Origin of the sequence: Sphingomonas larreae (assembly GCF_051400595.1) — a bacterium.
Lineage (GTDB): Bacteria > Pseudomonadota > Alphaproteobacteria > Sphingomonadales > Sphingomonadaceae > Sphingomonas.
On record NZ_JBLFFI010000005.1, the window covers coordinates 61,763 to 74,536 of the forward strand.

The 12,774-nt window shown below is 63.7% G+C and carries 24 protein-coding genes; 6 read left to right on the forward strand and 18 right to left on the reverse strand.

The genetic code is table 11. The annotated features are described in order from the left end of the window. Positions 1-395 precede the first annotated feature (395 nt). A complete protein-coding gene (locus tag ACMGDM_RS16655) occupies positions 396-761 on the forward strand; it encodes a cupin domain-containing protein (protein WP_436805253.1) in 366 nt (121 codons plus the stop codon). Positions 762-942: 181 nt separating this feature from the next. On the opposite strand, the gene ACMGDM_RS16660 is transcribed toward ACMGDM_RS16655, so the two are convergent. The 12 genes from ACMGDM_RS16660 to ACMGDM_RS16715 form a co-directional block, all read right to left on the reverse strand. Beyond that, on the reverse strand, positions 943-1,092 hold the full coding sequence (locus ACMGDM_RS16660) for a hypothetical protein (protein ID WP_436805254.1): 150 nt from the start codon (positions 1,090-1,092) through the stop codon (positions 943-945). 72 nt (positions 1,093-1,164) lie between these two features. Continuing rightward, on the reverse strand, positions 1,165-1,641 hold the full coding sequence (locus ACMGDM_RS16665) for a class I SAM-dependent methyltransferase (RefSeq protein WP_436805255.1): 477 nt from the start codon (positions 1,639-1,641) through the stop codon (positions 1,165-1,167). Between the two features lie 14 nt (positions 1,642-1,655). Then, complete coding sequence (locus ACMGDM_RS16670; RefSeq protein WP_436805256.1) at positions 1,656-2,000, reverse strand: FAD-dependent oxidoreductase; 345 nt, start codon at positions 1,998-2,000, stop codon at positions 1,656-1,658. Further along, positions 1,982-2,392: an NAD(P)/FAD-dependent oxidoreductase gene (locus ACMGDM_RS16675; RefSeq protein WP_436805257.1), complete on the reverse strand. Its 411-nt coding sequence runs from the start codon at positions 2,390-2,392 to the stop codon at positions 1,982-1,984. Before ACMGDM_RS16675 ends, ACMGDM_RS16670 begins: the two co-directional genes overlap by 19 nt. Then, complete coding sequence (locus tag ACMGDM_RS16680; RefSeq protein ID WP_436805258.1) at positions 2,389-2,562, reverse strand: FAD-binding protein; 174 nt, start codon at positions 2,560-2,562, stop codon at positions 2,389-2,391. Before ACMGDM_RS16680 ends, ACMGDM_RS16675 begins: the two co-directional genes overlap by 4 nt. Further along, positions 2,552-3,016, reverse strand: coding sequence for an Rrf2 family transcriptional regulator (locus tag ACMGDM_RS16685; protein ID WP_436805259.1), 465 nt, complete (start codon positions 3,014-3,016; stop codon positions 2,552-2,554). Before ACMGDM_RS16685 ends, ACMGDM_RS16680 begins: the two co-directional genes overlap by 11 nt. Before the next feature lie 589 nt (positions 3,017-3,605). Next, positions 3,606-3,995, reverse strand: coding sequence for a type II toxin-antitoxin system VapC family toxin (locus ACMGDM_RS16690; RefSeq protein WP_436805260.1), 390 nt, complete (start codon positions 3,993-3,995; stop codon positions 3,606-3,608). Positions 3,996-4,009: 14 nt separating this feature from the next. Then, entirely contained in the window at positions 4,010-4,282 is a 273-nt protein-coding gene (locus ACMGDM_RS16695) for an antitoxin (protein ID WP_436805261.1), read from the reverse strand. Positions 4,283-4,383: 101 nt separating this feature from the next. Then, a complete protein-coding gene (locus tag ACMGDM_RS16700) occupies positions 4,384-4,722 on the reverse strand; it encodes a protealysin inhibitor emfourin (protein WP_436805262.1) in 339 nt (112 codons plus the stop codon). Then, a complete protein-coding gene (locus ACMGDM_RS16705; protein ID WP_436805263.1) occupies positions 4,722-5,798 on the reverse strand; it encodes a M4 family metallopeptidase in 1,077 nt (358 codons plus the stop codon). The genes ACMGDM_RS16700 and ACMGDM_RS16705 overlap by 1 nt, the downstream gene beginning before the upstream one ends. Positions 5,799-5,822: 24 nt before the next feature. Next, positions 5,823-6,185, reverse strand: a complete 363-nt coding sequence (locus ACMGDM_RS16710) for a hypothetical protein (RefSeq protein WP_436805264.1) — start codon at positions 6,183-6,185, stop codon at positions 5,823-5,825. 151 nt (positions 6,186-6,336) lie between these two features. After that, positions 6,337-6,639 carry a hypothetical protein gene (locus tag ACMGDM_RS16715; protein WP_436805265.1) on the reverse strand — a complete coding sequence of 101 codons (303 nt, stop codon included), beginning with the start codon at positions 6,637-6,639 and terminating at the stop codon, positions 6,337-6,339. 67 nt (positions 6,640-6,706) lie between these two features. Here ACMGDM_RS16715 and ACMGDM_RS16720 point away from each other — a divergent pair, with 67 nt between their 5' ends. The 4 genes from ACMGDM_RS16720 (at position 6,707) to ACMGDM_RS16735 (ending at position 9,346) form a co-directional block, all read left to right on the forward strand. Next, a complete protein-coding gene (locus ACMGDM_RS16720; RefSeq protein WP_436805266.1) occupies positions 6,707-6,868 on the forward strand; it encodes a hypothetical protein in 162 nt (53 codons plus the stop codon). Positions 6,869-7,714: 846 nt separating this feature from the next. Next, positions 7,715-7,993, forward strand: a complete 279-nt coding sequence (locus tag ACMGDM_RS16725) for a metal/formaldehyde-sensitive transcriptional repressor (RefSeq protein ID WP_436805267.1) — start codon at positions 7,715-7,717, stop codon at positions 7,991-7,993. A gap of 45 nt (positions 7,994-8,038) precedes the next feature. After that, on the forward strand, positions 8,039-9,007 hold the full coding sequence (gene corA / locus ACMGDM_RS16730; protein WP_436805268.1) for a magnesium/cobalt transporter CorA: 969 nt from the start codon (positions 8,039-8,041) through the stop codon (positions 9,005-9,007). A gap of 132 nt (positions 9,008-9,139) precedes the next feature. Further along, positions 9,140-9,346: a hypothetical protein gene (locus ACMGDM_RS16735; RefSeq protein ID WP_436805269.1), complete on the forward strand. Its 207-nt coding sequence runs from the start codon at positions 9,140-9,142 to the stop codon at positions 9,344-9,346. Between the two features lie 10 nt (positions 9,347-9,356). Here the strand turns inward: ACMGDM_RS16735 and ACMGDM_RS16740 are convergent, their stop codons facing one another. Beyond that, entirely contained in the window at positions 9,357-9,902 is a 546-nt protein-coding gene (locus ACMGDM_RS16740; RefSeq protein ID WP_436805270.1) for a hypothetical protein, read from the reverse strand. A 62-nt stretch (positions 9,903-9,964) separates the two neighbouring features. After that, the gene (locus ACMGDM_RS16745; RefSeq protein ID WP_436805271.1) at positions 9,965-10,306 is read right to left on the reverse strand and encodes a hypothetical protein; all 342 of its coding nucleotides are present in this window, start codon (positions 10,304-10,306) and stop codon (positions 9,965-9,967) included. A gap of 265 nt (positions 10,307-10,571) precedes the next feature. Between ACMGDM_RS16745 and ACMGDM_RS16750 the strand changes: the two genes are divergently transcribed. Next, positions 10,572-11,132, forward strand: coding sequence for a hypothetical protein (locus ACMGDM_RS16750; protein WP_436805272.1), 561 nt, complete (start codon positions 10,572-10,574; stop codon positions 11,130-11,132). Positions 11,133-11,244: 112 nt separating this feature from the next. Here ACMGDM_RS16750 and ACMGDM_RS16755 read toward each other — a convergent pair whose 3' ends face one another. From ACMGDM_RS16755 to ACMGDM_RS16770, 4 genes are all read right to left on the reverse strand, one after another. Continuing rightward, positions 11,245-11,481, reverse strand: coding sequence for a hypothetical protein (locus ACMGDM_RS16755; protein WP_436805273.1), 237 nt, complete (start codon positions 11,479-11,481; stop codon positions 11,245-11,247). A gap of 205 nt (positions 11,482-11,686) precedes the next feature. Next, complete coding sequence (locus tag ACMGDM_RS16760; RefSeq protein WP_436805274.1) at positions 11,687-11,944, reverse strand: type II toxin-antitoxin system ParD family antitoxin; 258 nt, start codon at positions 11,942-11,944, stop codon at positions 11,687-11,689. A gap of 107 nt (positions 11,945-12,051) precedes the next feature. Then, a complete protein-coding gene (locus ACMGDM_RS16765) occupies positions 12,052-12,585 on the reverse strand; it encodes a thermonuclease family protein (protein WP_436805275.1) in 534 nt (177 codons plus the stop codon). Then, complete coding sequence (locus tag ACMGDM_RS16770; protein WP_436805276.1) at positions 12,576-12,701, reverse strand: hypothetical protein; 126 nt, start codon at positions 12,699-12,701, stop codon at positions 12,576-12,578. Before ACMGDM_RS16770 ends, ACMGDM_RS16765 begins: the two co-directional genes overlap by 10 nt. Between the last annotated feature and the right edge of the window lie 73 nt (positions 12,702-12,774).

The following is a 12,774-nucleotide window of genomic DNA, read 5'->3' on the forward strand; positions in this document are numbered from 1 at the left end:
AGTTTGGGGCGGCAATGCTGATGTCGTGGAATTAGGGCGATTGTGCCCGACGTGCGAGCTATCGAAGCCTGCGACAATTGTGGATCATGTGCCGGACGAGAAGTCCCTCATATTGAACTTAGGGCTAACTCTCACCTCAGTGCGCCAGGTACCGCATGTCGCCTAACGACCAGGTTTGGACATGCCGATGTCGCAAAAGCGGCGACATACGCGACGTCCGAAAATCCGGATATTGGCGACATGGCTGTGGCAGCCAAGCGGCCGGTCGGCAGTCGCCCACTTGCGGACGGCGCTATCACCGAGGCGGCCGTCAAATTGCCGCCATACGGCCGGCGTGTATGATGATTTGATCGAGAGCGGGATCTAATTCGGCCGCGGATTATCTGGAGGTTCAGGTGCTATCGCCAATCACGCTCACTGCCGCGTTTGATCGTGTGACTGACTACTGGTCGCCGAAGGTGATCGGGCAGGTCAACGATCAGCTTCTAAAAGCCGCGAAGCTGAAGGGCGAACTCGTCTGGCACGCGCACGAGGGGCAGGATGAGCTCTTCTACATCGTCAAAGGATCGCTGCGGATCGAGTTCGAGAATGAAACCGTCGATCTGGAGAGGGGCGATTTCCTTACCGTACCCAGCGGCGTGCGCCACAATCCTGTCGCGCAAGAAGAATGCTGGGTGCTGCTGATCGAGTCCGCTTCGACAAAGCATACCGGCGAGGAAATGACATCCCGCACCCGCAGCTTGGAGGAGCAGCTCAGTTAAACAGGCGTACGGCTGCCTTTCTCACAGTGGCTCCCGGAGGCAGTCATTCCGCTGTCCACTACTTCAACAGCTCCGCTGTTGCGGAAGTGGCAATATATGCGGCGTCCGAAATTCAGCGAATTTGCGACACACCGCTGCTAAGGCAGGCGCAGACATTGATGTTGTACTCTAAACGCGCGGGTCACTCGGGAGAGCGAACAAGCGTACCCGCTGTGACGACCCAACCGCGAAAGGAAAGCGCGGCGTAGAACAGCCTGACATCAACAAAGCCTGCCTCGTAAAGAAGCGCTTCTTCGTCGTTCGGGGTTAGCAGCGGCAGACGATCGGCCATTATCTCTCCCACGGCCTTGGCCCTCGCCCAGTCGGGATCGGTCCGATCAGCAAAGGCAACCGAGCGCACCATTCAGTTTACGGGTTCGTCCCCGGGCGGTGCATGATGGGCCACCACCAGGCGCGCGCCCGGTTTAAGGCGACGCAGTATCTCCCGCAGCGTCCGCAACCGCTCGCTGCGGTCCAGAAAGTGCAGCACGAGAAGGCATGTGGCACCGTCGAAAGGACCCTCCGGCGCCCGATCGACTGTGCCCATCAGGAGGTCGACACGATCCGCAAACGGTATGACGGCGTCTCGCGCAAGGTCCAGCATGGCATCGGAGGGGTCGACGCCGGTAAAGCACCAGTCTGGCCGCGCCTCAGCCATGGCCTTAAGCTCCAGCCCGCCTCCGGCACCTACAACCAGCATATGCGCCGCGCCCTGCGCCTGCTCGACAAGGAGCAGCATCGCCATGTGATGGAGGTCGGCCAGCCCCGGCACCTTGCGCGGGGTTTCCAGGGCGTAGGATGCGACGGCGGCCGGGTTCGTAAACGGACTGTTCTGGATCATGCCTCTGCCTTCGGTCAGGCTGCGAGCGGCTCGAACACCAAGGACTGGTGAAGCGAGACACCAGCGGTCACGCCGTCCGCTACCGCCCAACTGGCGTTGTGCGGTGCGCGCGCGGCATCGCCGGCAGCATAGACGCCCGTCACGCTGGTCAGCTTGGCGGCGTCGGTCCGGATCACTGGGCCGAACGGGCCCTCATCCAGCGCGCAGCCGAGCTGCTCGGCGATCGGGCTGTTGAGCCGGGAGTGCGGTGCGAGATAAAGCGCATCAATCGGGATTTCCCTTCCGTCCGCGAGCGTGAGCGATGACAAGGCTGTGCCCTCACCGCGAAGTGCCCTGATCTTCACCGGTTCGATCGCCACGCCACGACGCGCCAGCTTCGCCTGGACATCGGCATACGGCGTATCGCCGCCGTTGAGAACAGGGTCGTTGGTCCCCAGTCGGCGATGAGCAGCGCCTGATGTGCTGACATTGGCATCGTCTGGAGAACGCCTAGTCGTTGGCCGCCATATTGAAAGCCGTGGCAGTAAGGGCAGTGCAGCACGCTCTTGCCCCAGCGCTCCACGAGGCCGGGCAGCTCCGGCAGCACGTCGGAGATGCCGAACGCCAGCACCAGCTTGGCCGCGGTAAGCGTCTCGCCGTCAGCAAGCTCTACCTCGAACCCGCCGGAGACGGCCGACGCGCCGACCACTTCGCCTGCCAAGGTCCGTACGGTGGGATAGCGCTGAAGCTGAACCAGCGCTCTGGCGATCATGGCACGCGGCTCCGCGCCATCCTGGCCGAGAAGCCGTGCGAGGCATCGGCGAACCGGTTGCGCGGTGCTCCGACGTCGATCACGCAGACGGAGCGGCGCGCGCGGGCGATGTGAATTGCGGCAGACAAACCGGCAAAGCTGCCGCCGATGACGATCGCATCATGCTGCATGAACAGTCTCCAGATCGATGAATTTTCCGCTCGCGACCATGCGAGCGTGAAAGTCGGCGCCCAGCTCGGCGAGCGTCACCGCACCGAAGCGGTCGAGCAGCAGCGCCTCGGCATCCCGAAAGGCGCCGTCCAGCGCGGCATTGACTGCCTGCTCCACGAGACATCCGGGCGCCTCTGTGCGGTTGCCCAGCGCGAACAACTCGGGACTCCCAAGCGCGGCATAGACATCGCGCAATGTGATCAGCGCAAGCTCGCGGGCTATGGTCCACCCGCCGCCATGCCCCTTCTCCGAACGGACGAAGCCGGCATCGCGCAGACCAGCCATAATCCGGCGGATGACCACCGGATTGGTCTGCATGGCCTTTGCCATTCTTTCCGATGTCACCGGCCCTTCCACCTCGGCCATGTGGAGGAGGACGTGCAACACGCCAGACAGTTTGCTGTCTCGTCTCATGCAACCCAATATGTTGCGTAACGGAGAGAAGTCAACCCGTTGAGAGCCTGTGTCGCGAAAGCGACGACATTCGCTACAGCCGAAACTTAGGACATTTGCGACAAACGCAGCTGATTGAGCGGAAATGCACTGACGGCGGTTCCGGGACCCACATGGTGCGCGAGGCGGCAGCTACCTGGGTCCCCATCGCCAAAAGCCGACAGACTGGAAAGTCCTCAATGTCGGCCTCTGCGGGTCACATGAACGAACGACCGGTTTCGGGAAGGCGTCGGTGCCAGCTAAATGACGACGATTGGGCGTAATCGGCCATCCACCGGGGTGACCGAGCCCGCTGCTGGCGCAGCGGGTCCGAGAGCGCAAGAGCCGCGAGCCCATCGCCCCAGCGGGGGCAGCGCTGCGCTGCGTGGGGGGCTCCACGCTGCCCCCGCTGCCACCACGAGTGCCATTTCTATCTGGCGGAGAATGTGTCTTTTCTAACTGGCGGCAACAGAGCGTGACGCTATTGTGTAGACGCAACGTACAAATGTCACCCGCCTGCAAGTTATAAATGTCACAGCCCACGTCAACGTAGGCGGCGGCTGACACCTGCTTAGTCGAGCCAATTTTCAACAGTAAGACCGCGAACGCGTCTGAATTCGTCAACGTTGTTAGTCACGAGGACCAGGCCAAGCGCATAGGCATGCGCGGCGATCAGCAGGTCGTTGGGGCCGATTGTCTTGCCTGCAGCCTCCAGCTCCGATCTGATGCCACCATATTCGGCATCCGCGGGAACGTCGAAGGGCACAACTTCGATAGCGCTTAGGATTGCTTCGGCCTGGTCGAGCAAGCGGGTCGAGCCCTTCTTGGCGCAGTCATAGCGGATTTCTGCCGCCGTGATGACGCTGACGCAGATCCGGTCGCTACCGATCCGCAGGATGCGATCGAAAACCTGGCCTTGCGGATTGCGCATCAGGTCCGACACGATGTTCGTGTCGAGCATGTAGCGCGACGAGCTCATAGATCGATCGACCTTAGCGGCCTCAGCGTAGCGTCGAGATCGCTCGGACTCGGGAAGTCATCCCCAGCCTTCAATGGCGAAAGCCCACGAAGGACGTCAATCAGGTCAGGCTTCGGCTCCGGCTCTATGATGAGCCTGCCGCCCTCTTTGCGGATCAACACGCGCGTACCCGGGAGCTCGAATTCCACCGGGATGCGCACCGCTTGACTGCGATTGTTCCGGAAGAGCTTCGCCTCACGACCGTCGGAAATCGGAGCAGCATGAGCCATGGGAGCTCTCCTTGTATATGGCTGGCATATACATCACATGTCGGTTGAAGACAATCCTAGGTCAGGCGTAGCGCACCCTGGCCTGACCCGACTTCTGGTGGTCAACCTTGTGAAGCAAGCCGCCGTACGGTTGTCACGAGGCGAGCTAGCGAGGGATCGCTAATCGGCTCTGCAACACAAAGATCACGGCTGCGCCCGTTGATGGTAAGGCCGAGGGTATAAGTGCGCGCATCCGGCCCTGGTCGGCGTCCGTCAGGCGTGCAGTCGAAGAAATGCGCGTCCTCGGCGAGGGTGGCGATCTCCTGGCGCTCTGGCGCAGTCAGTCTGTCGAACGAAAGCACGCGCTGCTGGGCCAGACCAGGGAAGTAGGCGAGACCGCCTTCAATCGTCATCCGGGCCTCACCCGTTGAAGGATCGCTGCTGGCCTCGCCGTTGTCCATCACACCACTCCAACCGCTGCCCACGCCTCCGAGACCGCGTTTGCCTCGACGCTGTCGCGGCCGAAAAGGCGACCGGCAACAGAGATAGTGACGCGGGCGAAATCGGCAAAGTCGGTGTTCGCCTTCACCTCGGGATCGAGCAGCGCATTGTACCAGACCCGGCCAGCACCCTCCCACGCTTTGCCGCCGATGGCAGTCGCCGCGAGATAGAAGGCGCGGTTAGGAATGCCCGAGTTGATGTGGACGCCGCCATTGTCCTGGTTGGTCCGAACGAAGGCGTCCATGTGTGCAGGCTGCGGGTCCTTGCCGAGGATCTTGTCGTCGTAGGCGCTTCCCGGCGCCTTCATCGAGCGCAAAGCGACGCCGTTCACAGCCTCGGTGAAGAGCCCGGCGCCGATCAGCCAGTCGGCTTCCGCAGCGCTCTGGCCGAGCAGCTTCTGCTTCACCAGGCTGCCGAACACGTCCGAGATGCTCTCGTTTAGGGCGCCGGACTGGTTGAAGTAAGCGAGGCCTGCCTCCTTCTCGGTGACGCCGTGAGTGAGCTCGTGGCCGATGATGTCGACCGCGATGGTGAAGCGGTTGAACAGCTGCTCGTCCCCGTCGCCGAAGACCATCTGCGTACCGTCCCAAAACGCATTGTCGTAGTCGCGATCATAGTGGACCGTTGCATCGAGCGCCAGGCCGGCGTCATCGATCGAGTTGCGCTGAAAGGCATCCCAGAACAGCGCGAACGTCGCCCCCAGACCGTCATAGGCCTCGTCGACCGCGAGATCGCCGGTTGGTCCCTCACCTTCGCGACGGACGATCGTAGCGCCCGGCGCCTGAGGCGCGTTGCGGGCATCGCGGATGGTGCGCTGCGGGCTCGGGACAAGGATGTTGCCGGCCGCAGCGCGAAGGCGTGCCGTGGCGCCCATCACCGGCCCTGCGGTGCTGGCGCGGATCAAGCGGATCGAAGGATCGATCAGCAGGTGCTGGATCGCCTTGACCCGCAGCTCGGGCGAGCCGTTCTCGGCGATGCTCGAGAGGATGTACGGTGGGAGGATGCAGCCGAGCGAGTGGCGGGAAGACTTGCACATGACAGTAGCTCCTTGGTGAGGGGGCTAGCGGCGGGCGCGACGCAGCACGGAAGGCACGAGCGCGACCCACATGATGGTCAGGAAGGCGAGCAGCTGCCGGGTCTGTTCGGGACCGCCGGGCAGGTGGCCGAAGCCGCCGAGCGCTGCGGCGTAGAGCAGGAACGACATGACTGAGACGATGATCGCCAGCCTGTCTGCTCCTCCCCCACTCTCCTCCTGTGTTCCGAACCAGCGCAGCGCGATCACGAACAGGGCGATGACGGCGATGAGGATCAGCCGAAGGGCGACGTCGCTGCCCGCGATCCCGATCGCCAGCGGGTAGAGCGTCACGGCCTCGACTGGGAAGAGCTTGACCAGGCTGGTGTAGTACGGCTCGGGAGCCTGCATCGAGGGGCCTGGCCGGATACCTTGCCGAGGTCCGCCTTTGACGCGGAGCCGAAGCGATCCACGCAGGCCACTGGTGCGAACTGTCCTGCCGGGGGCGAAGAAGCGGGTGTTTTGGGGCACGGAGCCATCTCCTCTTTCTGTTTTTCCGAGCTCACGTCCGCCAACACCCCTTCCCCCTTCTCTCCTCACACGCGCCCGCGGTCCCACGCTCCTCCGCCTCCTTGGCACGCGAAAGCGCACGAAAGGCAGTGATCAGGCTGGCGGTGCTCGAGATGATTGCAGCGATGCCCATCAGCATGGGACCATCGATCTGGCCGGTCATGTCGCGACTCCAAGTGTCGTTGCGACAGCCCATGTTCCATAAACGTTCCATGTAGGACAGCGGAGAAACGCCGGGATTGGCCGCCAGATTCGTCGTCGGGATTTCGCGAGTGGGCTCCGTCGCGAAAACCACCGGGCGTTAACCTTTCGGTAAGATGGCCCCGTCAAGTTCGCGACGCCAGCTGATCGAAGGTGCGCGCGTGAACGAGCGAGAGAAGCTGAAGGACGAGCTTGAGATAGCCGTCAGGGTAGCGTCTACGATCACAAACGACGAGACTGCTCTAGAGCTTCGCCGATACGCCAAGAAGGTTGAGGATAAACTGACCTATCACGCTCGACCAGCCGGCAACGTCGTCATCTAGACGCGCCGATACGCCAGCGCCGCGCTCCGAGCAGATAGGCCGGAGGGAGTGTCACCGGCTCGACCGCAGCCGCGATAGCGGCTCCACCGCACTCTCCACGCCACGCACGACGAGCACCGCCAGACTCGCCAGCAGCCCAGATGCAACGAAATCGTCTTGATTGGGGCGCGTCAGCCCCAGGATGCGGGGAAGGCGGGCACCTTGGCGTTATCGTCATAAGCTCGCTCACCGCCATTTCCCTCCCCAGAAGCGCCATGAATTGAACCCAGCGCGCGACAGCCGTGCGGACCAGCGCAGCAGTTTGAACGTTAGGCGCGATCGGCGGATACCGAGGCGGCGAAGGCCTCGCGCAGCGCCGAGCAGGCAACTCGCTGCTGAGAGCCAAAAGCCGCCCGGCAGCATCGGCTCCCACCAGGGTGAAGATTGACGAACCCGCATCATTACTGTGCGGAGGCTGCTGCCGAGCCGCGCAGCAGCTGACCCCGAGGTAGCGGTACCGCTGTAAGAAAGACGCGAAAGGCATGGATGCGCCCTGCGGCGCGGACATGCGAATCAATCATAGGTCTTCCCTCTCGGTCGCTATCGTCGAGCCCGAGGACGAAGGCAAGATCAGGTGCGCGTCAGCGCTGCCCGCCCGTCTTCCCGAACTCGTGCTGCCAACCATGTTCGTCAGCGAGGTCAAGCCTCGACTGTCGCCATCGCCGGACAAGGGGTTAGATCGGGTTTTAAGGCCTTCCTGTTCGTCGCTCCCACCGAGCAACCGGCAGCGATCCGCCATCCTTGGCCTTTCGGCACCCGCTCGCTATACCCTAGGGGAGTATAAATCGGCAGGTGTTCGCTCCGGCCGTGAGCCAGGTCGAAAAAGAGAAAAAGAAGCTGCTGAATCGCCTCAAGCGGCTCAAGGGCCAGATCGAAGCGCTGGAACGCGCGATCGAGGAGGATAAGGAATGCGCGCGCGTTCTCCAGCAGGCCACATCCTGCCGCGGCGCGCTCGACGGTGTCATCGCCGAGGTGATCGAGGATCATGTCCGTGAACGCATGATCGACCCCGCCGCGCCGAAGAATGATCCGCGCACCCAGGCCGCGGAGGAACTGGTCGAAATTGTTCACGCCTATCTAACGTGACAGCCGCTCCCGTTTTCACGCCCCAAATCACAAACCGAGGTCAACATGACGGTTGTTGCCGCCTATCTCTACCGCAACGGCAAGCGGGTCCGCGAGGTCGCGATTGACGAGAAGGTCGATTGTCCCAGCGACAAGTCCGAGTTCGTCTGGATCGGCATCTGCGATCCAACCGACGAGGAGATGCGGACACTGAAAGAACAATATGACCTTCATCCTCTCGCAATCGAGGATGCGGTCAACGCCAATCAGCTACCCAAGATTGATGTTTATGGAGACCAGATTTTTGTCGTCGCGCGCACCGCGACGCTAGATGGTGACCATATCGACTATGGCGAGACGGCTATCTTCGTTGGCCATAGCCACATCATCAGCGTCCGACATGGGTCGGCCCGGACGCACAAGGCACTGCGCGAGCAACTGGAAGCCGCACCGACGCTGTTGATGCACGGCGTAGATTACGTCCTTCACGCGATTCTCGATTATATCGTCGACGGATATCTGCCGATCGTCGAGCAGATTGAAGACAGCGTGCTCGCGATGGAGCAAAAGACGCTCGACGCCTTTCTTGGACGGGACGAGATCACCCGCATCTTTACGCTACGCCGCCAGCTCACCAAATTTCAGCGCGTGCTCGGGCCGATGGCTGAAGTGGCGGGCAAGCTCGTCCGGCTCGACCTGCCGTGCATCGATCCCGAAACGCGACCGTATTTCAGCGACGTTCTCGATCACGTCCGCCGTGTGCAGACGATGGTCGACGGGCTTGTGCAGATCGTCATCTCGGTCTTCGAGTTCAGCAATCTGTTGGAGCAGCAGCGCACCGGCGCTATCACCCGCCAACTTGCAGCTTGGGCAGCGATCCTCGCAGTACCGACCGCCATTGCAGGCATATACGGCATGAATTTCGAGCACATGCCCGAGCTGAAGACGCAATACGGCTACTTCGTCGTGCTTGGCGTGATCGCGGTTGTGTGCACAGCGCTGTATGTGAGGTTCAAGCGTGTGGGATGGCTTTGAACCTAGGCGCACGTTTTTGGGCCCTTTCTCACCGATCCCCTACCGGCAACGATCGTTGAGCGTAGCGATGATCTCCGTGCGCGAGGGTCGAACGACGGTGTCCATGTCGGCTCCGTTCGGTCGTTGAGTGGCATGGAGGTCTTCGCGATCCTCATGGCGCTGGTCGGCGCGGCTGCCTTCGAGGGAATGGTGCTGCTCTACCGTCGCGGCGTGATACCGGTGGGCCCGCTGCTCGCGCTCGCCTCCAGCATCCTGCTGACTTTGATGGGGCTCACGCTCGTGGGCCTGACGACAAGCAGACTCGTCACCGTGAACCAGGTCTGGATTACGGATAAGTAGTGCCAATTGATCAGCCGGGGGTTCGCCGGCTTGGCGCGGCGGGAGCGTGGCATCTCCACATCTCTCGGCCATCGAAGGTAACGACGACGCCGGCAAGCCACGCGGCCTCGGCCAGCGAAGCCCGGACAACGGCTTCGGCGATCGCCGGCATGCGGAAGGTGATTGAGGTGCCACGACCGATCGGGTCGGGTGAGATCGCGATCGGTCGTCTGCCGGTCCACGCCGCGGCGGTGATGTGTGCGCTCCAACCCTGATGCGCGGCACGTGACCAGGAGCGGACGATCACGTCGCGCCCGGCGAGGCTGAAGATGCCGAAGCGCGGCAGTGGGTGAGCAAAGATCGCGCCGGGCTCGTCGAGCCCTTGGCCATCGTCGCTGAGCTGTAGCAGCTGCTCGCCGCCTGCGCCGATCACCGCGACGTCGGCGCGGGCAGCGCCTGTGGCGCGAGCGGCCTGTAGAAGCTCGAGTAGGACGTCGGTCATGCTGTCGGCGAACAGCTCCTGCACCGTAGCGACCGCGCTTGGCGCGGCGGTGGGTGCGATCGAGGCGGGGAGCATGGCGGTCTCCTTCTCGCGGGTCCAATCCCGCGACCACCTGCTCCCCTCTCCTCTTTCGTCACTTAGGGCTGAGCGGCCTCGGTCAGCTTGACCCTGGCGGCTTTCAGCCGACGCACGCTCTCGGCCAGAAAGAGCCCTTCCGACTCAAGCTCCGAGACGGTTTTCAGCCGTTTGGCTCGCTCGGCCAGCCGACGATCGATCGCGTCCGCAGTTACCGTGATCTCGTCGACGGTGAAGTGGATGGCGGAAGGCGGAGGCGGCAACCGCAGCGGCTGGCGCACCTCGGGTCGGCTCTCGGTGGATGCATGGACGCTCCAGAGGTGCGCTTCCGCATCGAAGAGCTCGTCGAAGGCCTGGCTGGAGTTGCCAACGTTGACGATCCACCGTTCGCCACTCCGCTCCATGAAGCCGGTCGCTTAGATCCGGCCCGGGCTGTCGCTATCGTCGACCCGGCGCGGCGGGTATCGAGCGGCGCATTGCAGGGGCTCTTGTCGGAGTAATGATGGGGCCACCCGACATGCGCCGCGTACAATCCATCAGCGTAGCGGTTGGCGACGTCCAAGTCGTAGCCGTGTCACGGCTCGTCGCAACGGCGCGCATGACCCCCGATCCGTTGACCTCTCGGTAAGGTTCGCAGCCTAGCTGGCGCTCCGGGGCACGGAGGCGCACTTGGCAATCTTGGACTCACTCGCCGGCTTCATCGACAATAACGGTTTGGCCGAGGCCTTCGCCGCCAAAGCGGAGGATCTCGCCAAGGCGCGCCGCCCGCTGCTCGACGGCATCCGCCGCGCACGCGAGCAGTTCGCCGCGCGCGCGGGCGACGGCGCGCGCGTCGGCAGCCGCTGGTGGCAGCTGCAGAACGGCGTGGTCGCGCTCACCGTCAAGATCGGCGGCGACGTGCTGCCGCTCAACGGCGCCGCCACCAACCATCTGCCCGAGGGCGTGTTCGCCGCCTTCCTCGATGCGCTCGAGCAGGCGGTCGAGGCGGGTGAGCTCGACGACGCGCTGCGCGCGCGCCAGGCCGAGCGCGCGCGGCCGTCGCGAAGCCCCGAGCCGGCGCAGCGCCAGCGCCTTCCCGGCCGCCATCCCAGCAACGACCGCGAGGACTGGGACAGCCTCACCTGGGCCGAGCGGCAGAAGGTCAGCGCCTTCTACCGCGAGGGCCGCAACCCCGACGGCAGCGTCATTGCCACCGCCGGCTACAAGCCCGACGCGGCGATCGCGGGCTGACCGCCGCGCGGCATCATATAGTCGCGCGTGATCGGCAGCACCTCGCGCCGGCGGGTGAGCTGGATCTGGTAGTTGAGGTGCCCGTCGTAGCGGTAGGCGGCCAGCGCGCCCGCTAGGTAGAAGCGCGATTGCGGCCGTTCAGAATAGCCAGTCTCGTTCGTTCGCTTTTGTTTTCGGTGAAGGCGATGTTGGTGGCACGGCGCTCGGCCTCGGCCTCGAGGCGCATCTCCTCGAAGACAAGGCGGATGGCGATTACGCGCGCGGCCGCGCGCGTCGCGATCTGCGAGCTGGGCGGCAGGTCGGGATAGTCGCGCCAGGCCCTGCCGAGCGCCTCGGCGTGAGCAGGCATCGTCGATGCGGAGCGACAGCGTGCGGTAAACGCCGAAGTCATGGCGATTGGCGAAGGGCCTCAGCCGGCATCCGGCGAGCGGTTGCCCGTAGCGGCCGATGATCGCCAACTTGTACGCGAACACCTCGTAGGCGTTAACGGGATCGAAGTCAGGCGTGTGCCCGAGCTATGAGAGCTCGCTCTGCCTCGTCCGTCAGTCGGACGTTCATCGCTGCGCTTCAGTCGTCCGTGCGAATCGCTCCTCCAACCGGTCGAACACCGCAGCTGCATCCTGCGTCCGGCCATGATCGGCGTCGTCGAGACCTCGGCTTATCGCAGCATCGAGCGTTGCGAGCCGCGCCTCACGATCCTGCACGAGCCGGACGCCCTCGCGCAGTACCTCGCTTTTCGAGTTGTAGCGGCCCGTTTCAACGAGGCGCGCGACGAACGCCTCCAGCTGCTGGCCAAGCTCCGCGCTGATCATCTGCCCGTCTCCACGATGCGTTATCAACAGTTATCAGCTTTTCGGGCGTTTGTCGCGCAACTAGGCAAACCATCTCTGCCATTTACCGGATTACCTAATTAACCGGGTTAACGCGAGGCCGGCTCGCGTGCGTTACCCTCCTCGCACGATAGGCGCTCGCCGCGCCGCCACTTTGCGGGGTCGATGTAGTAGCCGGCGTGCGCGCCGAGCTGCCGGCGCTCCGCCGTCTCGTAGGCGGCGACGTACCGCTGCGCGCGCGTAGGATCGCCTTTGAGGTAGCTGGTGGCTGGGACAGCAAGCCCCGCCGCGATCATCGCCTCGCCAAGGTCCTGCCCGCCTACGTCGACGGTGCCGATCAGGCGCCCGTAGCTCTGCTTGCCCGTCAACCGAATCGTGGCGGGATTCGCCTTGAGCAGCTTGGACGCATAATCCTGGGCGGCCTTGCCGCAGGGCCAGCAGCCTGACGTCGTGCGGCACATCTGACGCTTCTCGAAGGCGTCCGCGCCGAACAGGCGGATGTCGATCGACACCGTGTCGCCGTCGGTCGCGCGGCCATCGGCAGTGATCGCGCTACTCTGGTCGGATCGAGCCGCACCGCTGCAGGCAGCCGCGATGAGGGCGAGCGCAAGGATCAGGCGCATGTCCGCACCTCCTCGCTCGGTGCGTCCGCGCGCTCGATCACGCGCCACGGCTGCATCCGGTCGCCGGTGAGCAGCAGTACGACGTCTAGGCCTTCGGCCTGCATGCGCTGTGCCACGCGGCGAGCGTGGAGGGCGCTGCACAGTCGCCAACGAAACGGGGAAGGGGCGCGTTATCCATCTCAGGCTCCA